This window comes from Binatus sp. (SeqCode), from assembly GCF_035272065.1.
Taxonomy (GTDB): domain Bacteria; phylum Desulfobacterota; class Binatia; order Binatales; family Binataceae; genus Binatus.
In genome coordinates, this window is sequence record NZ_DATEQZ010000115.1 from 14,323 (window position 1) to 32,373 (window position 18,051).

23 protein-coding genes and 1 pseudogene are annotated in these 18,051 nt (G+C 61.6%); 19 read left to right on the forward strand and 5 right to left on the reverse strand.

All coding sequences use genetic code 11. From position 1 onward, the window contains the following. Window positions 1-30: 30 nt before the first annotated feature. Both VJX68_RS18695 and VJX68_RS18700 read right to left on the reverse strand, forming a co-directional pair. Window positions 31-588 (reverse strand): glutathione S-transferase family protein, encoded by a 558-nt coding sequence (locus VJX68_RS18695; RefSeq protein WP_414643503.1) that lies wholly within the window; start codon window positions 586-588, stop codon window positions 31-33. Window positions 589-637: 49 nt separating this feature from the next. Continuing rightward, complete coding sequence (locus VJX68_RS18700; protein WP_324097250.1) at window positions 638-1,390, reverse strand: SDR family NAD(P)-dependent oxidoreductase; 753 nt, start codon at window positions 1,388-1,390, stop codon at window positions 638-640. A 102-nt stretch (window positions 1,391-1,492) separates the two neighbouring features. On the opposite strand from VJX68_RS18700, the gene VJX68_RS18705 reads away from it, so the two are divergent. The 12 genes and pseudogenes from VJX68_RS18705 (at window position 1,493) to VJX68_RS18755 (ending at window position 11,089) form a co-directional block, all read left to right on the forward strand. Further along, window positions 1,493-2,092 (forward strand): TetR/AcrR family transcriptional regulator, encoded by a 600-nt coding sequence (locus tag VJX68_RS18705; protein WP_324097251.1) that lies wholly within the window; start codon window positions 1,493-1,495, stop codon window positions 2,090-2,092. 19 nt (window positions 2,093-2,111) lie between these two features. After that, on the forward strand, window positions 2,112-2,855 hold the full coding sequence (locus VJX68_RS18710; protein WP_324097252.1) for an SDR family NAD(P)-dependent oxidoreductase: 744 nt from the start codon (window positions 2,112-2,114) through the stop codon (window positions 2,853-2,855). A 4-nt stretch (window positions 2,856-2,859) separates the two neighbouring features. Continuing rightward, a complete protein-coding gene (locus VJX68_RS18715; protein ID WP_349255937.1) occupies window positions 2,860-3,465 on the forward strand; it encodes a 2-hydroxychromene-2-carboxylate isomerase in 606 nt (201 codons plus the stop codon). A 102-nt stretch (window positions 3,466-3,567) separates the two neighbouring features. Further along, window positions 3,568-4,098, forward strand: a complete 531-nt coding sequence (locus VJX68_RS18720; RefSeq protein ID WP_324097254.1) for a CBS domain-containing protein — start codon at window positions 3,568-3,570, stop codon at window positions 4,096-4,098. Between the two features lie 75 nt (window positions 4,099-4,173). Then, window positions 4,174-4,749: a LemA family protein gene (locus tag VJX68_RS18725; RefSeq protein ID WP_349255938.1), complete on the forward strand. Its 576-nt coding sequence runs from the start codon at window positions 4,174-4,176 to the stop codon at window positions 4,747-4,749. Then, a pseudogene (locus tag VJX68_RS19410) lies at window positions 4,749-5,566 on the forward strand (TPM domain-containing protein). Before VJX68_RS18725 ends, VJX68_RS19410 begins: the two are co-directional and overlap by 1 nt. 52 nt (window positions 5,567-5,618) lie before the next feature. After that, entirely contained in the window at window positions 5,619-6,923 is a 1,305-nt protein-coding gene (locus VJX68_RS19415; RefSeq protein WP_414643504.1) for a TPM domain-containing protein, read from the forward strand. A 40-nt stretch (window positions 6,924-6,963) separates the two neighbouring features. Continuing rightward, window positions 6,964-7,833 (forward strand): cupin domain-containing protein, encoded by an 870-nt coding sequence (locus tag VJX68_RS18735; RefSeq protein WP_324097257.1) that lies wholly within the window; start codon window positions 6,964-6,966, stop codon window positions 7,831-7,833. A gap of 33 nt (window positions 7,834-7,866) precedes the next feature. Next, entirely contained in the window at window positions 7,867-8,853 is a 987-nt protein-coding gene (locus VJX68_RS18740; RefSeq protein ID WP_324097258.1) for a Rieske (2Fe-2S) protein, read from the forward strand. Between the two features lie 21 nt (window positions 8,854-8,874). Then, complete coding sequence (locus VJX68_RS18745; protein WP_324097259.1) at window positions 8,875-9,252, forward strand: hypothetical protein; 378 nt, start codon at window positions 8,875-8,877, stop codon at window positions 9,250-9,252. Window positions 9,253-9,290: 38 nt separating this feature from the next. Continuing rightward, window positions 9,291-10,070, forward strand: coding sequence for an SDR family NAD(P)-dependent oxidoreductase (locus tag VJX68_RS18750; RefSeq protein ID WP_324097260.1), 780 nt, complete (start codon window positions 9,291-9,293; stop codon window positions 10,068-10,070). Window positions 10,071-10,078: 8 nt separating this feature from the next. After that, window positions 10,079-11,089 (forward strand): LLM class flavin-dependent oxidoreductase, encoded by a 1,011-nt coding sequence (locus VJX68_RS18755; protein WP_324097261.1) that lies wholly within the window; start codon window positions 10,079-10,081, stop codon window positions 11,087-11,089. A gap of 71 nt (window positions 11,090-11,160) precedes the next feature. Here VJX68_RS18755 and VJX68_RS18760 read toward each other — a convergent pair whose 3' ends face one another. The 3 genes from VJX68_RS18760 to VJX68_RS18770 all read right to left on the reverse strand — a co-directional run bounded on the left by VJX68_RS18760 (window position 11,161) and on the right by VJX68_RS18770 (window position 14,254). Next, on the reverse strand, window positions 11,161-12,171 hold the full coding sequence (locus VJX68_RS18760) for a collagen-like domain-containing protein (RefSeq protein WP_324097262.1): 1,011 nt from the start codon (window positions 12,169-12,171) through the stop codon (window positions 11,161-11,163). A gap of 25 nt (window positions 12,172-12,196) precedes the next feature. Further along, complete coding sequence (locus VJX68_RS18765) at window positions 12,197-12,862, reverse strand: hypothetical protein (RefSeq protein WP_324097263.1); 666 nt, start codon at window positions 12,860-12,862, stop codon at window positions 12,197-12,199. A 426-nt stretch (window positions 12,863-13,288) separates the two neighbouring features. After that, on the reverse strand, window positions 13,289-14,254 hold the full coding sequence (locus VJX68_RS18770) for a hypothetical protein (protein WP_324097264.1): 966 nt from the start codon (window positions 14,252-14,254) through the stop codon (window positions 13,289-13,291). Between the two features lie 361 nt (window positions 14,255-14,615). On the opposite strand from VJX68_RS18770, the gene VJX68_RS18775 reads away from it, so the two are divergent. The 7 genes from VJX68_RS18775 (at window position 14,616) to VJX68_RS18805 (ending at window position 18,022) form a co-directional block, all read left to right on the forward strand. Continuing rightward, on the forward strand, window positions 14,616-15,083 hold the full coding sequence (locus tag VJX68_RS18775) for a glycine/sarcosine/betaine reductase selenoprotein B family protein (protein ID WP_324097265.1): 468 nt from the start codon (window positions 14,616-14,618) through the stop codon (window positions 15,081-15,083). 69 nt (window positions 15,084-15,152) lie between these two features. Beyond that, complete coding sequence (locus tag VJX68_RS18780) at window positions 15,153-15,464, forward strand: hypothetical protein (RefSeq protein ID WP_324097266.1); 312 nt, start codon at window positions 15,153-15,155, stop codon at window positions 15,462-15,464. A gap of 94 nt (window positions 15,465-15,558) precedes the next feature. Then, window positions 15,559-15,951: an MAPEG family protein gene (locus VJX68_RS18785; protein ID WP_324097267.1), complete on the forward strand. Its 393-nt coding sequence runs from the start codon at window positions 15,559-15,561 to the stop codon at window positions 15,949-15,951. 87 nt (window positions 15,952-16,038) lie between these two features. Beyond that, window positions 16,039-16,563 (forward strand): thiol peroxidase, encoded by a 525-nt coding sequence (gene tpx, locus VJX68_RS18790; protein ID WP_324097268.1) that lies wholly within the window; start codon window positions 16,039-16,041, stop codon window positions 16,561-16,563. 65 nt (window positions 16,564-16,628) lie between these two features. Further along, window positions 16,629-17,408, forward strand: a complete 780-nt coding sequence (gene bluB / locus VJX68_RS18795) for a 5,6-dimethylbenzimidazole synthase (RefSeq protein WP_324097269.1) — start codon at window positions 16,629-16,631, stop codon at window positions 17,406-17,408. Between the two features lie 9 nt (window positions 17,409-17,417). Beyond that, complete coding sequence (locus VJX68_RS18800) at window positions 17,418-17,633, forward strand: hypothetical protein (RefSeq protein ID WP_324097270.1); 216 nt, start codon at window positions 17,418-17,420, stop codon at window positions 17,631-17,633. Then, window positions 17,630-18,022, forward strand: coding sequence for a hypothetical protein (locus VJX68_RS18805; protein ID WP_324097271.1), 393 nt, complete (start codon window positions 17,630-17,632; stop codon window positions 18,020-18,022). The genes VJX68_RS18800 and VJX68_RS18805 overlap by 4 nt, the downstream gene beginning before the upstream one ends. The last annotated feature ends 29 nt before the right edge of the window (window positions 18,023-18,051 follow it).

Below are 18,051 nucleotides of genomic sequence, written 5' to 3' on the forward strand. Positions count from 1 at the left end.
CCGGACTAACCCCTCGCCGGAAAGTTCCTTTCAAGGGCCTTCTGGTAAGCCGGCCGGACGGCCACGCGCGAGCGATACATCATGCAAGGTGTTGGACAGGGGAATTCGGTCCGTGACCGCCCAATCGAGGCAAGTCATCAGAAGGATATCGGCGACGCTGATCTGATCGCCCACAAGATATCGCCCCGACTTTGCGATCCTCGGCGCCATCGCTTCGGCATTCTCCATGAAGTAGTTCCTTGCCGCCTCGACCGCCTTAGGCGCGGCGCCGTAGACGTGCTCCAGTCCTAGGTGGCGCCGCATGACATAAAGCGAACCCGCGTCCAGCTCTGTCGCGATGAAATAGCACCACTCGTTCAGGGCGGCCCGACTCTCAGCATTGCGGGGCACTGCCATCAACTCGGGCCTGGTAAAGGTTTCGCTCAAGTACTGAATGATCGCCGCGCTCTCGGTCAATACAAAAGAACCGTGTTGAAGGACTGGAATCTTATGCCTGGGATTGAGCAGCATGAATTCGTCGGTCTTGGTCTCCCCCGTGCGCGATCCTATCGCGTGGAACTCGTATTCCAGTCCCAGCTCAAGCAGCATCCAATGAGGCCGCATCGTACGGCTGGTCCCGACTCCCCAAAGAGTTAGATCATGCGCCATAGGATTGGCTTGCGACTCCCGGCTTAGAATTTTTCCTTGAACGGTCTGACGTCGAGCTCGTGACTCCACGCGCTCCGATCCTGATGTGCCAGGTACCAGAACGCGTCGGCGATCGCCGACGGCTTGAGCAGGTCTTCGTCCTTTGAATCGGGGCGGAACTTCCGGAGCAGCGGCCGTCGACGTTCACGTAGGCCACGTGGATTCCCTGTGGATGAAGGTCGCGCGACATCACCTCGGCGAGACCTCGCACCGCAAATTTGGCCGGCGCGAACCCCGCGGAGGTCGGCCACGGCCGGATACCCGCGGTCGCGCCCGTAATCAGAATCGCTCCACCGCCGCGCGAGAGCATTTCAGGCACCACCTGGCGCGCCCACAGAAATGCGCCGAAGGTATGCAATCGCCAGGTCTCTTCGAACACCTGCGGCGTGGTATCCATCAGGCGGCCCATTGGGCGCCGGCCGCCGTTGTAGATGAGAATTTCGATTGGTCCGAGTTCTCGGTGGATTCGCTCATGCGCGGCCGCGATCTCCGATTCGATAGTAGCATCGCTCTGCACAGGAAGCGCGACGCCGCCGGCCGACTTGATCTCGCCGGAAGTCTTGCCAATGACCTCCGGGCTCCTGGCAATTAGCGCGACCTTGTAGCCCGCCGCGAAACGCAGCGCCAGCGCCATGCCAAGACCCTCGCCGACGCCGACCACGACACAAACTTTCGCTGATTTCTCTGGAGTAGAATTGCTCATTGTCATTTCCTGCCGGCATATTGATGGCGCTCGTCATGTTTGGTACATTAATGACGCTCGTAATCATATGTGTCAAGAGACCGAATACACATGGGGAGTTGAATGCGGGTTTCGAAAGAAAAGGCGGCGCAGAACCGCGAACGAATTCTGACCTCCGCCGCGCGTCTGTTCCGCGAGCACGGTATCGGCGCTACCGGAGTCGATTCGATAACCGAAGATGCCGGCCTTACGCACGGCGGGCTGTACAGCCAGTTCGGCTCCAAGGAGGCTATCGCGGCCGAGGCGGTTCGCTTCGCGCTGGCGCGGGGCAAGCGCGTCTGGCAGCGCGCCCTGGAACGCAACCCGGGCAAGCGGGCGCTCCCCGCGATCGTGGAGAGTTACCTGTCGCGCGCTCATCGCGACGCACCCGGCACCGGCTGCGTGGTCGCGGCCCTCGGAACCGACATCGCACGGCAGCCGCGGCGCGTTCGCCAGGCTTTCACCCGGGAGATAAAGGACGACCTCGAATTCCTGTCCCGGCTGATGCCGGATGACGGCCACGAACGCAGCTACGAAGATGCGATCGTCGCGTTTGCTTCCATGGCCGGCGCGCTGATTCTCGCGCGTGCGGTTAGCGACGAAGCGCTTTCTGATTTGATATTAAGGAGTACCGCCAAGCGAGTGATCCAGCGTGGCAAGGTCCGAGCGGCCGCCCGCCGTTAGACGCAGGGAGGACTGTCCTTTGGAACACAGAAATGCCACGGCGGCGGTGATCGGAGCCGGCGATTACATCGGCGGCGCGATCGCAAAAAAATTCGCAGCTGAGGGCTTCACCGTATTCGCGGGACGCCGGCAGGGCGACAAGCTCCCGCCGTTGGTCGCCGACGTCGAGGCAAGCGGCGGCAGAATCTTCGCGCGCTCGCTCGACGCGCGCAAGGAAGATGACCTTACCGCTTTTCTGCAGGACGCCGACAAGCATGCGCCGCTCGAGGTTTGCATTTTCAACATCGGCGCCAACGTCAACTTCCCGTTGCTCGAGACGACCGACCGCGTGTTCCGCAAGGTCTGGGAGATGGCCTGCTACTCCGGCTTCGTCGCGGGGCGTGAGGCGGCTCGCCTGATGGTCCCGCGCGGGCGCGGAGCAATTTTCTTCACAGGCGCGACCGCCAGCCTGCGCGGCGGGATCGGATACGCGGCATTCGCCGCCGCGAAATTCGGCCTGCGCGCAGTTGCGCAAAGCGCCGCGCGCGAACTCGGGCCGAAGAATATCCACGTCGCACATCTCATAATCGACGCGGGCGTGGACACTGCCTGGGTACGCGATCGAATAAGGGAACGAGAGGGCGACGAGGCGATGAAGAACCTCGATGTCGCCCGCCTCATGAGGCCGGCCGCCGTCGCCGAGACCTATTGGCAGCTCTACCAGCAGCCCCGCGACGCCTGGACCTTTGAGCAGGAAATCCGTCCTTTCGGAGAAAAATGGTGAGACCATGGTCAAGGTGGAATTTCATTTCGACTTCGGCAGTCCCAACGCCTATCTGAGCCATCTCGTGATTCCTCAAATCGAAAAGCGTACGGGAGTGAGGTTCGAGTACGTGCCCGTGCTGCTGGGTGGTGTTTTCAAAATGACCAACAATCGCTCGCCGGCGCAAAGCCTCGCGGGCATCAAGAACAAACCCGAGTACGAGCGGCTCGAGATGACGCGCTTCATCAAGCGTCATGAGATTACGCGTTTTCAGAGCAATCCTTTTTTCCCGGTGAACACCCTTATGATGATGCGCGGGGCCATTGCCGCGCGCGCGCTCAGCGTGTTCGAGCGCTACGTCGACGAGATGTACCGAGATATGTGGGCTGACCCCAAAAAGATGGACGAGCCCAACGTGTTCCGCGCGGCGCTCGACGAAGCAGGGCTGCCGACCGCAAAGATCCTCGAGCTGATCGAGACCAAGCCGGTGAAGGACGAACTGCTCGACAACACGAATCGCTCGGTTGAGCGCGGCACCTTCGGCTCGCCGACCTTCTACGTTGGTAACGAGATCTTCTTCGGCAAGGATCGCCTGCGCGACGTCGAAGAAATGATCGTGGCGTCCGGATAATCGACTCCAAAACCTCCGAGCAAGTGCGCCGCCCCCTTTGCCCTAAGCTTGAGAACAGCCTAGGCTGTCTGATCCCAGACTACGGTACAGGAGGGCTGACTCATGCCCGGCGACGACGATGACCGCGAGATGCTGTTTGACGACGAACATCCCGGACCCCAAGTTCTCGAATCCGCCTTGGCCAACACCGCTCTCAGCGAGGTGGTCTCGCAGCCGCCGCTGATGGTGTCCGCCGCGACGACTCTCGCCGACACAATTCACCGGATGCAGCAGGAGCGGCGCGCGTGCGTCCTCGTGATGGAAGACGACCGCCTTGCCGGCATCTTCACCGAGCGCGACATCCTGATGAAGGTGGCGGGCCAGCCGCTCGACCTCATCCACACTCCGGTGTCGGCGTCGATGACTGCCGATCCGTTCACGCTCCCGGCCGACGCCAACGTCGCGTTCGCGCTGAGCAAGATGGTGCTCGAGGGATTCCGTCACATCCCGCTGGTCGACGACACCGGCCATCCGACCGCGGTGGTCTCGATGCGCAATCTGATCGAGTATCTCGGTGAGATTTATTCGCGCGAGCTGCTGACGATGCCGCCCGAGCCGCATCAGCACCGTTTCAAGAGTCGCGAAGGCGCCTAACCACGGTTCTCTTGACGCTTCACACACACCCGCGCTAATGCGGCCTTGATGCGTTTGAAATACTTTCACGCCCTGATGCGTATCGCCGCTATCGGCTTGGTGCTCGTAGGGCTGTCCGGATGCGGCGTCAACAAGATCCCGACCCTCGACGAACAGGTCAAGGCCGCGTGGAGCGAAGTGCTGAACCAGTATCAGCCGCGCGCCGACCTTATCCCGAACCTCGTTGAGACGGTCAAAGGCTATGCGCACCAGGAGCAGCAGGTGCTGACCCAGGTGACGGAAGCTCGCGCGAAGGCGACGCAGATGCAGCTTCCGGCTGACATCCTGTCGAACCCTCAGGCCTTTCACCAGTTCGAGCAGAACCAGGCCGCAGTCACCGGCGCGCTTGGCCGCCTGCTCGCGGTCGCCGAGGCCTACCCCGACCTCAAGTCGAATCAGAATTTCCTCGCGCTGCAATCGCAGCTCGAGGGTACCGAGAATCGCATCGCCGTCGCGCGCCGCGATTACATTCTCGCCGTGCAAAACTACAACACCATCCTCAGGACAATTCCTGGACGATGGGTAGCCGCGATTCTCTACCCTGACATGAAAGTCCGCGAGACTTTCACGATCACCGAGCAAGCCCAACAGGTACCCCAGGTCAAGTTCTAATGCGCACTCGCTGCGCGAGGGCGGATGTCATCAGCGCGCGATGGGCGTTGCTCGTTCTTCTTCTCATTCTCGCGTCGCCCACTCTCGCCTCCGAACCGAAATTTCCGCGGCTCACACGCCGGGTTGTCGATGATGCGGACATCCTGAACGTTTACACCCGGCGCAAACTCACCGACATGCTGGCCGCTCACGAGCGCGCAACCGGCGATCAAGTTGTGGTCGTGACTCTCGCTTCACTGCAGCGGTATCCCATCGAGGAATTCGGCTATGAGCTTGGCCGCTATTGGGGCATCGGGCAGAAGGGCAAGAATAACGGCGCGCTACTTATCGTGGCGCCCAACGAGCACAAAGTTCGCATCGAGGTCGGCTACGGCCTCGAAGGACAACTTACCGACGCGAAAAGCCGCGCGATAATCGACAACTACATCCTGCCGAGCTTCAGGCGCGGAGATTTCAACTTCGGGGTCCTGGCCGGCGCTACGGAAATGGTGCGCGCGCTTGGCGGTAACCCTCCTGACGAAGGGGAACCGGCGACATGGTTTCCCCAAAATAACTCCGCGCCCGCAGGTTTTGGAAGTCTTTTCCACCCTCCGGACAGCAAAGCATTGGCCGCACTGGTGTTGTTTTTCCTCATCCCATTGATAGGCACTGTGCTTCTTGTGGGGGCATTGACTACAGGACCGCGGGGGAGCAGCAGTTATCGCTGGGATTCGGATAGCGGGTCCAGCGGACGATCTTATGGAGGGTCTTCTTCTGGAGGAGGATCTTCCGGCGGGGGGGTGGGTTCTCCGGCGGTGGCGGATCTTTCGGCGGCTGAGGCGCCTCGGGAAGCTGGTGACTACTGCGAAACAGCCCGGCACTCGAGCGCGATGGGCGTTGCTCGTTCTTCTTCTGGTTCTCGCGTCGCCCACTCTCGCCTCCGAACCGAAATTTCCGTCCTGAACTCTTACACCGTCGGCGAACTTACCGAGATACTAGCCGCGCACGAGCGCGCATCTGGCGAGCAAGTCGTGGTGGTCACGCTGCCCTCGCTGCAGGGATATACGATTGAAGATTTCGGCTACCAGCTCGGCCGCAACTGGGGCATCGGGCAGAAGGGCAAGAACAACGGCGTGCTGCTTATCGTCGCGCCCAGGGAGCGCAAGGTGCGAATCGAGGTCGGCTACGGACTCGAAGGAGAACTCACCGACGCAATCTGTGCGACGATAATTCAGAACTACATCCTGCCCAGCCTCAAACGTGGAGACTTCAACGCCGGCGTTCTGGCCGGTGCCAAATCGATACTTGACGTACTCGGCGGTAACTCCCCTCAGACAAGCGTACCGAATACATCCGGGGTTCCGGTTGCAGTCGCCGTTCTCCCGTATGCTGTGCTTATCCCTTTGCTAGGCATGATGTTTTTTTCCTTGTGGGCACTCCTTACAGCGTGCTCGTGTTCGGCACCTCGACCGCTATGGCCGGGATTCGGAGGGCCGGTACATCGAAGGACCTTTTTCAGGAGGAGGTGGTGGCGGCTTCTCCGGCGGTGGCGAATCTTTCGGCGGCGGCGGCGCTTCGGGAAGCTGGTGAAGATGAAAAGTGAAAAAGTGAAGAGTCCATTTACACCCGCGGAGCACGAACGCATCGACGCTGCCATCGCCGAGATTGGGCGCAGCACTGCGGCAAATCTTTGCGTCGTGGTGACCCGCGCCAGCGATCGCTACTCCCCTTATCCAGTCTCTTGGTCCGCTATCGGCGCGATTCTGCTGGGCGCGCTCGTGAGTCTGCTCCGGCCCGATATCGCGAGCAGCGTCGTGATCATGATCCAGCTGTGGTTCCTGATTGTGACGGCGCTACTGCTCGAATGGCTTCCGCTCCGTCTCTGGATTGTGCCGACACGCGTCAAACATGCTCGCGCACAGCAACTCGCGCACCGCGAATTCAACGCGCATGCGATAGCAAATCCGGAGCAGCAACACCGAATCCTGCTATTCCTATCGCTCGGCGAGCGTTACGTGGAAATCATCGCCGACCACGGGACTCACGCCCTCGCGCCTGAGGGAACGTGGAACAAAATCGTCGACAGATTCCGGGCAACCGTGAAGGCCGGGCGCGTCGCCGACGGCGTCCTCGACGCAATCGCGGCCTGCGGCGCTATCCTTAAGGAACACCATCCTGCCGCGAACCCATCGTAATCCTTGACGCGGCGCACACGCCCGCGCTAACCCCACAGCTATGCAAACGATACACGCTGCCGACGTTGAATGGGGCGAAGTCTCGGGGCATCGCTCGGGCGGGATCGACTTCAAGCGCCTGCTCCAGGGCACACCCGGCACGCCCGACAATTTCGAACTGAGTATTGTGCGAACGGCGGGCGACTACTTCACGCCGCGCCATCGCCATAACTTCGACCAGGTGCGGCTCTGCCTCGAAGGCGCGATGAATTACGCACCCGGCAAGGACCTGAAGTCCGGCACGGTGGGCTATTTTCCCGAGGGCACCTTCTACGGTCCGCAATCCGACACCAGTAAGTCCGTCGTGCTCGTGCTCCAAATGGGCGGCTCGGCCGGCTACGGTTTCATGAGCTATCAACAGTTGACCGCGGGCTACGAAAAGTTGTCCGACCTCGGCCGTTTCGACGGCGGCGTCTTCACGCGTTCCACTCCGGCCGGCCGGGTCATTCGCAAGGACGGCTACGAGGCGATTTGGGAGCACGTGAACGGGCGCCCCATCGAGTATCCGGCGCCGCGCTACGAGGAGCCTATAGTCATTCATCCCGAGGGCTTCGGATGGCTTGTGACGCGCGACCCCGGCTTCGAGCTGAAGCACATGGCAACGTTCGGCGAGCGCGCTCTGAACATCGGCGAGATCCGCGCCACGCGCGGCGCACGCCACAAGGTCGATCGGCATCGCGCGCCCGAACTGCTGTTCGTCGAGAGCGGTGCGATTCGCGACGTCACCTCGGGCGAGGTGCTCGACACCCATTCGGCCTTCCGCGTCGATCCGGCAGACACCGGCCGCGAACTCGAAGCCGTGGACGACTGCGTGCTGTTCTTCGTCCAGCTCCCGAAGTTCGACACGAAATCCGCAGCAGCAGCCGCATAGACTGCGCGCGACTGACTATTGGAGGTCCCGACGATGGCATCGACGACCGTAATCCCGCGCGCGCATGGCGCCCGCACTCCCAGGACTCACGCTAAGAAGCCGGCCGGGTTTCATCAGTCGTGGTACGCGATCGCGCGCTCCGACGAAGTCGGCGCCGGCGAAGTGATCGGCCGCGACTTCCTGGACGGCCGTGCAATCGCATATCGGGGCGAGAATGGCCAGGCGGTCGTGATGAACGCATACTGCCGTCATCTAGGCGCCGACCTCAGCATGGGCAAAGTCGTCGGCAACGACATCCGCTGCGCGTTCCATCACTGGCAGTACGGCCCCGACGGCGGATGCACAAAAATTCCCGCATCCGAAAAAATTCCCAAGGCCGCGAAAATGTTCAAATACCCCACCGTCGAAAAGTGGGGACTGATTTGGGCATTCAACGGCTCGAAGCCGCTGTTCGACGTGCCCGAATTTGTCGATTACGCCGAGCCCGACCTGGAGGTCCGCACTGCCGAGGCCTTCGATCTCCCGGTCGAGCCATGGGTGCCTTTCACCAACTCGATGGACTTTCAGCATCTGCGCGTCCTGCACGGACTCAAGATCGAATGCGATCCTGACGCGATCGAGGTCGGCGACTACCGCATCCAGTACGACGTGCGCTTCGAGGACCCGAACCTCGGCGTCTTCGATCAGCGCATCCGCGTGACCGGCACCAACACGATCGCGCTGGCGGGACGGCTTAACGGCATGGCGATTCTCTCGATGGCAACCGGGACACCGACGCCCGACGGCCGCACCCATGGATGGTCCGTCACCGCGACGCCGAAGTCCGAGGGCAACGACGCCGAGCGCGAGCAGCGCCTGCAAATCGGCGAGGCATTCTTTCGCCGCCTGATCCAGGAAGACGAGCCCATCATGAAGACCATCCGCTTTCACGACGGGCTGCTGATAGACGCCGACCGCGCTCTCGCGCGTTTCCTGCAATACGTGCGGCGCTTCCCAACCGCGCGCCCGGCCGCGGACTAAGCCAGCACGAGGTGCTTGGCTATGAAGGCATTGACTCGTTTCGGATTTCGGACCATCGCTCTGGCGCTCGCGATCGCGGCAGCAGCGTCGACCGCCTCGATCGCGGACGCCGGCGCAAAATGTCCGAACCGCTTTTTCAAGAAGGTGCAGGTCAAGGGGGTCGGCGATACTCAGCCGAACGCGCAAACCGCCTACGACAACGATCTCGCCAAAAAGATCGCGGCGGCCAAGCCGGATTGCGACAAACTCGAATGCGAGGAAAGCGACAGCGAATCCTGCACGTTCCTTCACACGCAGAGCAAGAAGGCAAAATGCACGCCGCAAGGGCCGGGCTTCAAATGCGTGGGATGGATACGTCCGGGATGCTTCTGCCAGGAACCGGACGAAGAAATCAAATGACAGCGCGCGTAGCAGCTGGCTTCGCAGGAGGCAAACTCATGGCTCGTCTGACGGGCAAGGTAGCGTTAATCGTAGGAGGCGGCGCGGACGGACCCGCCAAGGCTGGCGACAAACTCTCCATCGGCAACGGCCGCGCGACCGCGATAATGTGCGCGAGCGAAGGCGCCACCGTGATGGTCGCCGATCGCTCGCTCGAGCTCGCGCAGCAGACCGCAGGCGCGATTCGCGAGGAAGGCGGACGCGCCGACGCGGTCGCCGCCGACGTGAGCATCGAGGATCAATGCCGCGGCGCAGTCGAAGCCACTACCCGCGCGTTCTCCGCGCTCCATCTGCTCGTGAACAACGTCGGCATCGCGATCGGCGGCAACCTTTTGAAAACCACCACTGAGAATTTCGACAAGATGCTCGCGGTCAACCTGCGCAGCCATTTCCTGATGATGCGCTACGCGGTGCCCGAGATCGCGAAAGCCGGCGGCGGCGCGATCGTCAACGTGTCGTCGCTGGCCGCGCTGCGCAGCAACTCGCAGATTTCTTACGAGGCGACCAAGGCCGCGCTGCTCGGACTTTCGCGCTCGGCCGCGGTCTCGCACGCGCGCGACAACATCCGCGTCAACACGATCCTGCCCGGCCTGATCGATTCCTCGATGGTGCGCCGCCTCGTCGGCGATCGCGAGAGCATCGTCGCGCCGCGAATCCCGCTGCGCCGCCAGGGCACGCCGTGGGAAATCGCAAACGCGATCGTCTTTCTCCTCTCTGATGACGCGTCCTACATCACGGGCACGGAGTTGATCGTCGACGGCGGCCTCGCCGCGCGTTGAGGTGAATCGTGCGCAAGGTTAAAGTTGGCTACCAGCTCGATTTCCGCAATCCGCCCGGCTCGACGCTTTCGTTTCGCGAGCTCTACCGCGAGTCGCTCGCGCAGGTTGAGGACGCTGAGCGGCTCGGCTTCGATTCCATCTGGCTGACCGAGCATCATTTCACCGACGACGGCTATCTGCCCGCGCTGATGCCCGCGGCTGCCGCGATCGCGGCGCGCACGACCCGCGTAACGATCGGCACCTACGTCCTGCTGGCGCCATTTTTTCATCCGCTGAAGCTGGCGGAGGACGCAGCGTTCGTCGATGTAGTCTCGGGCGGCCGGCTCCGACTGGGAATCGGGCTCGGCTACCGCGCCGAGGAGTTCGAGGGCTTCGGCGTGCCGCGCGCGCAGCGACTAACCCGCACGCTCGAGACCATTGAGATTCTCAAGCTGGCGTGGACCGGTGAGCGATTCAGCTTCGACGGCAAATACTTCAAGTTGCGCGAGGTGCGCGTGCTGCCGCGGCCCGTAAGCCAGCCGCATCCCGAATTGTTGTGGGGCGCGGGCGCGGCGAAATCGATTCGGCGCGCAGCCGAGCTCGATATGGGATTTGCATGCGTCGGCGGCCGCCGGGAAATCGGTATCTATCTCGACGCGCTGAAGGCCGCAGGCAAGGATCCCGCGCGCTACAGCATCGTCAACAGCCGCGTGGTTTACGTCGCCGACAGCGAGGAGGATGCGTGGCGCGACACGCGCGACGCGCTGATGTACCAGGCCGAGCTTTACGGCAAATGGCTCTCCGCCGCGGCCGGCACGACCGACCAGAGCAAGGTGCTGATTCGTCCCGACCCCGAGCGCCTGCGGCGCACCAGCGTGCTGGGAACGGCCGCCGAAGTTGCGGCACGGCTCGACGAAATACTCGCTTCGACTCCGATGACCGAGCTGATCGTCGTGACGCAGTTGCCCGGGCTCGAGCCCGCCAAAGCGCGGCGCTCGCTGTATCGATTCGGCGCGGAAATCCTGCCGCGTCTGAAGTAGCTTAGGCGCGAGGAAAAGAAAACCCCCGGAGTTACCCGGGGGCTTTCGGTCTCTCAAATGAACAGGCGTCCTTAATACGGAACGGGGATCTCCGGGCCGTGGTCGTAAGTCACCGACCACTTCACGTCGGCCTCGTTCGCGCCAGGGTAGCTGGCGAAGGCCCACAGGCTCATTTCGTTACCCACACCGAATGTCTGAGTATCAGTCAGGTCGCTGCAGGTCGTGTCGGGTCCAGTCATGAAGCAGGTCAGGCCGCAATTCCCCGGGAAGCTGTTGCCATTGCACAAGAAGAAGGAGAAGGTGCTGGGGATTCCGTTGTTCATCTGAGTACCGGGATCGTTATCCACGTTGACGAACAAGCGCTCCGCGGTCCCACCCTCGGCCATCGGCACTTCGGTGGCCTGCGATGTATCCGAACCATTGCCCGGTCCCAGTATCAGGATGGTGCCGGGATTACCGACGCTGTTATTCCCGGACAGTGCCACGTCGTAGGGGCCTCCCGATGGCCTTCCAAACGTGCCCGTCGAGCCGCCCGTGAAGACGGATATATTCCCCTCTGGGACGCCGGGTGAGCCCGAAGCTCCTGTCATTCCCGTCGGACCAACAAGACCGGTCGCCCCGCGGATTCCATCCTCACCCATGATTCCGGCAGGACCCGTAGGTCCCGTTGGGCCGATAACGCCCTGTGGACCCTGCGGTCCCGAGTCCCCCTGCCCTCCCGGAGGTCCCATGTAACCTGTGTAACCTGCTTGTCCCTGCGTGCCCGGAAGCCCCGGATCACCAATCACGCCTGTTAGTCCGGTGGGGCCGGCTGGTCCGGTCGTTACCCAATCGAGCTCGGTTCTATTTCCAGTACATCCGCCAATGCCGAGGTTGATGCCTTTGATCCTGCCGTTGGTGTTGTTGATGCAAATTTCAATATTAGTCGCCTGGCCAACACCCGGGAGTGCTATCAGACTGACTATCGTAGCGGCGGTCGCACCGACCAGCCAACGCCACGCGAATTTAAACGAAGCAGGCATGTTGACGCCCTCCATTTTCTTTTGCCCTCCAGCCGTGCTGACTTCCGATCGCGGTTTCATGTTTCTTCTCCTCCGCGTCTCGCAATCAGAAGGCGTCCGCAGTGTTGATCGCGAAGTCCATCGACCATCTCGCATCGACGATGTTGGTAATTGCACCCTCAGAGCTATAGGCCTGAATCGAGAGCGTGTCACCTGGCAGGAAGTCCAAGGTCTGAGTCACCGGAGGAGGACCCAGTTGGGTGGAAGACGAGCAGGTCGTCGTATCGCCCCCGGGGCCGGCGGCATGCTCAACTCTGCAATAGGGATTCGTCGTTATATCGCAGTTCGCCTCGTTACACACGATGAAGGTGTACTGGGCGCCCAGAGGGCCCGAATCGCCCGGAGCGATTGAAACATACAGGTTAAACGCGGTACCGCCCGGCATTGGCACCTGGACGCTGGTTTGAGGGGCAGCGACCGGGACAGGAGGAACAGGAACGGCGAAGACACCATTTCCCGACGCGCCATTGCCCGGTCCCATGTAGATAGGCGTGGTCGGCGATGAAAGGGACCCGGTATTTTCGGTTAGCTGGATATTCGCGGCGCCGCCGATGGTTCCGCCTAACGTCCCACCACTCAAGAGCTCGACGTTGTCATTGGATGGAAAAGGAAAGCTCGGCGTGCCGGACGGTCCCGTCATTCCCATGTCGCCTGTAGGTCCTGTCGGTCCCGGATGACCGGAGTTTCCCGTCGGCCCCGTCGGACCTGTCAACCCTGGATCTCCCTCAGGACCCGTCAGGCCCATCGACCCCATTGGCCCCGTAGGACCGACTATACCGACCAAGCCTTGCGATCCCGTCGGTCCCACGGAACCCGGCGCTCCGGCGGGGCCCATATAGCCCTGCAGACCTTGCGGACCCTGCGGGCCCGGGATGTTCCAGGTCAGCTGGAGATTATGGGGTTTGCACTGGATGTCCACACCCACGATCTTACCGTTCCTGGCTACGCAGAGAGTGATGATCCCCGTGTCCGGCGTCTGTGCGTTTGCCGCCGGCGATATGCTTGCTATTAACATCGCAGCCGCCGATGCTCCAATGAGCCAGCGCCACGCATTCCTAAAAGATTGAGGCATTCTCGTCCCCTCCCTGACTGTTACCATTCGCGTACTCAGCATTTCCCGCTCCCCTATACCTGTGACTCATGGCAGCGCCAGAATCGGCGCGCCCGTTCCTCCGGTCTGGTGCATCACCACCATCCACGTCACTTCCGTCGGCGCCGCCGCCCAGGTTGCCGTGCCTTTCAAAGCGATCGTGTCGCCCGGCTTGTAGTCCTGAGTGTGAATCAAATCGTTGCACTCAGTCAGGTTCGGGAGATTGATAGAGCAGGAGACATACGACGACTTGCAATCGCTGTTGATGCATAGCTGGAACGTATAGTGCTCCCCGGCACCAGGCGCGGTCTTGGTCTGCACCCAGAGTTGAGTCACGGTCGAAGCGTCTATTGGAACCGCTTCGCTCTCGAGCTGGGTGTCGGCGCCATTACCCGGACCGTAGTAGATCGGGCTATTGCTGCAAGTGGATGTAGTGCATCCGAGCAAGGTTCCGCCGCCCACACCGCCCGGGCCGCCCAATATGCTGGTGTAACCAAACAATTGCTCGGCGTTACTGCCGAGGTCCCCGCCGCCCAGCGTGTAGTACTGGGCTCCGTTGATGCCGTCAACACCGCGGTATCCATTCGGTCCGGTCGGACCAGTCGTTCCGGTAGGTCCGGTCGTCCCTTGCGGTCCCTGCTGACCTACTTCTCCTGCCAGACCGATAGGACCCGTCGTCCCGGTGAGCCCAGTCGGCCCGATCACGCCCGCCGGCCCCACTGGACCCTGCGGTCCGGTAGGACCCCCGGCGCCGGTCGGTCCTGCTGGTCCTTGCTTGCCCTGGGGACCCTGCGGCCCACTCGGGCCAATCACACCATTCGGGTCCCAGGTGATCAGCCGATTTGGCGGACTGCAAGTCCCACCGGGCGGCAACTGAATATTCTGATGCCTTGGCGATACGCAGATCGAGATGAGATATTCGGCGGCACTGGCGTGTGCCACGCCCGCCGAAAACAGCGCCCCCACCGCGACGCCGAGCAACACGCGTCGCGCATGCCTGAGTGATACGTGCATTACCATCCCTCCCTAGAAACTCGCGCCAGAAAATGGCCCTTGGGGCCTGCCTCGTCCAACTCGGAAACCCGAAGATCAATCGCGGTCCCCCCCACTTTGCCGCAACATTTGTCGCAGAAAACCCCATATAGAGTCAATCGTCTTGACAAACTCAATTTTGACCTAGCCGCAGGTACCGGTCGTCTCTTTCACTCCCTTGATGCCTAAACATGGATTGTGAGAGTGCGTAATGTCTGTTCATCGCCAGAGCCTTGCACGCTCCAATTGCGCCCGCCGCAATGAATATTTACGCGGCCTTCTACGTCTTGAGCGACGAATTTAGGTTTGCCGAATCCTTCACCGCCATCGTAAAGTGAGTCGCATGCCGGTCGCATACATTCCACGCACGCGCGATCTGTACAGCGATTACACTCCTTACCGATGGGTGGAGAACGAATCGGCGCCGTTCACCGCGCTGACCAAGCCCATCGCCAAGTGCAGAGTCGCCATGATCAGTTCGGGCGGAATCATGTACCGCGATCAGCCGCGCTTCCATCGCGAGGACGCGTCGTATCGCCGCATCCCGATTCACGCGCGCCGCGACGAACTCAGCGTGTGGCATTTCGGCTATCCCACCGGCGACGCCGAGCGCGACGTCAACTGCGTCTTCCCGCTTGCGCGGATGCGCGAGCTTGAAGCAGCCGGCGTCATCGGCGAACTCGTCGATCCCGCGTTCAGTTTCATGGGCGGAATTTATTCGGCGCGCAAGGTCCGCGACGAGCTCGCTCCGCAAATTGTTGACGAACTCAAACGCGCGCACGCCGACGCCTTCTTCCTCGTCCCGGCATGACCGGTATGCCATCAGTCCGTTGGACTGATCGCACGCGCAGTCGAAGGAGCAGGAATCCCGACGCTCGCAATGACTTCGGCGTTGGACATCACTCAGTCGGTCAAACCGCCGCGCGCGGTGTTCGTAAATTTTCCGCTGGGCCACCAGACCGGGCCGCCAGATCAGCCCGAACTGCAGCGCCGGATCGTCACTGACGCGATGCGCGCGTTCGAAACGATCACCACTCCCGGAGCAATCGTCGAGCTGCCCTACGTATGGGACGTGAACGATCGCTTGTGGGAAGAAATCGACTACACCAAGGGATGGATGCCCGCGCGCCCGTCGCGCGAAGCCGCCGAGGCCCAGGAAGCCGAGCGCCAGGCAAAATTCCGCCGCAGTTAGGTCCGCACTTCACATCTCGCACTTTTCAACTCGCGCGAGTACCTTCATGCGAGCGGGGGTCGTTGCGACAACTACACGGGGAGGAAGGATGTAAATGGGCGGATACCACGAACTAGAGATTGTGACGCTCCTGGCGTTGTTCGAATACTCGATACTCGGCGTGATGGTTGGACGCGCGCGACAGACGTATGGCGTCGAGGCGCCCGCCACCACCGGCAATCCCGACTTCGAGCGCTACTTCCGCGTGCACGAAAACACGCTCGAGAGCCTGATCGTCTTCATCCCGGCAGTGTGGATTTTTTCGCTCACCGTCAGCTATCACTTCGGTGTCGCCCTCGGCTTGCTGTTCGTGATCGCGCGCATCATCTACGCCTCAGGCTACTTGAGAGCAGCCGCCAAGCGCGCACCGGGCGCAATCGCCACCGCCGTAATCAACGGCATCCTGGTGCTGGGCAGCCTGATCTGGATCGTAATCAAAGCCCTCTAGCCGAGTTCTTCAGTACCCCTTCGCTTTACCTACCGCCTCCACCGCGGCTAAAGTCTCTTCGATTAATCACTCAAGGAGAATTCGCTCATGGCGGAAGAACGCAAAGGCGCCGTTACGATGCGGGGAAACCCGATGACCCTGGTCGGCCCCGAAATCAAGGTCGGACAAAAAGCACCCAACTTCAATGTCGTCGGCAAGGGGATGGCGCCGGCGACGCTCGACCAGTTCAAGGGCAAGGTCAAAATCATCACGACCATCCCATCGATAGACACTCCCGTATGCGACGCCGAAACGCGCCGCTTCAACGTCGAGGCGAGCAATCTTCCCGGCGACGTCCAGATTCTCTCGGTCTCGATGGATCTGCCGTTCGCGCAGGCGCGATGGTGCGGCGCGGCCGGCGTGGACAAGGTCACGACACTGAGTGACTGGCGCAGCGCGAGTTTCGGCACCGCCTACGGCGCGTTGATCAAGGAACTCCATCTGCTCGCGCGATGCGTGTTCGTCGTGGACAAGAACGACAATGTGACCTACGTCGAATACGTCAAGGAAATCGCCGAGCAGCCCAACTTCGAAGCCGCTCTGGCAGCCGCAAAAAAAGCCGCCGCCGCCTGACGCCTGATCCTTGACGCGGGCGGACGTGTCACCGATGCGTCCGCCCGTGATAGATCTGTTTTTTCATGCCGATCTCCGCACCCAATCGTCACGCGTTCGCCGACGCACTCAAGCGCGGTCTCTACGAGGCTGTCTTCCGCCGCCGCGACATCCGCGAGTTCATCTCCGATCCAATTCCCGACGACGTGCTTGCGCGCGTGCTGATCGCTGCCCATCATGCGGCCAGTGTCGGCTTCACGCAGCCGTGGGACTTCATCCTCGTGCGGAGCGTCGAGCAGCGCCGCCGCGTGAAGGAAGTCTTTGAAGCCGAGCGCCAAAAGAATGCGGCCCAGTTCAGCGGCGAGCGCCGCGAAAAATATCTCTCGCTCAAGCTCGAAGGCATCCTCGAAGCTCCGCTCAACTTGATCGTCACCTGCAAGCCCGATCGCTTCGGCCCCGCCGTGCTCGGCAAGACCAGCATCCGCGACGTCGAGATTTACTCGGCGTGCCTGGCAGTCGAAAACATGTGGCTGACTGCGCGCGCCGAGGGCCTCGGCATGGGATGGGTCAGCATCATGCGCAACGACGCGCTCGCGGAAATTTTCGGCATCCCCGGCGACGTCATTTCCGTCGCCTATCTATGCATCGGTTACGTCCGTGAGTTTCCCGACCGCCCGATACTAGCCAGTAAGGATTGGGCACAGCGCCTTCCGCCAAAATCGCTGATTCACTTCGATTCATGGAACGACGCGGGCGACCGAACGTCACCCGCCGCCGAATCTCTGCTCAACAAGATCGACGACCATTCGATCTGGCTCTCAATCTTCCCCGAAGATTCCCCCGACAAGCCGCCCCCGCGCGACTGAATCACAAACATGAATCCGCGCGCGAATCGGCCGGATTGGCGCCTTGTCGGCGGCTTCGCCGCGCTCACGATCCTCATTCACTTCCTGACCAACGGCGCGTACGGATATTTCCGCGACGAGTTGCGCCGTTCTTCCCGGTCCTGCTGGCTGTGGGCGCCGTTCAGCTCGAATCGATCGATGCGCGCGGATGGTGTCCCGCTATCCGCTATGCGCTTCCCGCCGTGATCGTGGTCGTCGGGATTATCGTTGCGCCTCTGGCGATTCCCGTATTGCCGGTCGAAACCTTTATCGGCTATCAGCGCGCGCTCGGCATGAACGTTCGCTTCGAGACGCGTAAGACGACTGACCTGCCGCAGAACTACGCCGATATGTTTGGATGGCCCGAGATGACGGCGACCGTCGCGAAAGTCTATGACTCCCTGCCCCGCGACGAACGGGCTAAGATCGCTATCTTCGCACAGAACTATGGCGAGGCCGCGGCAATAGAAATACTCGATGCCGGACGAACACAGCCCAGTTTACTTGTGCCGCGACCCAAAGCTGCCGCTGCCGCAGATGTGGCGGCTGGCAAAAGTGTATCGCTAGAAAACAGCGTCTTGAGCGCGGGCACATGAGCGGCTAGAGACAGACTCTACACAGCGCG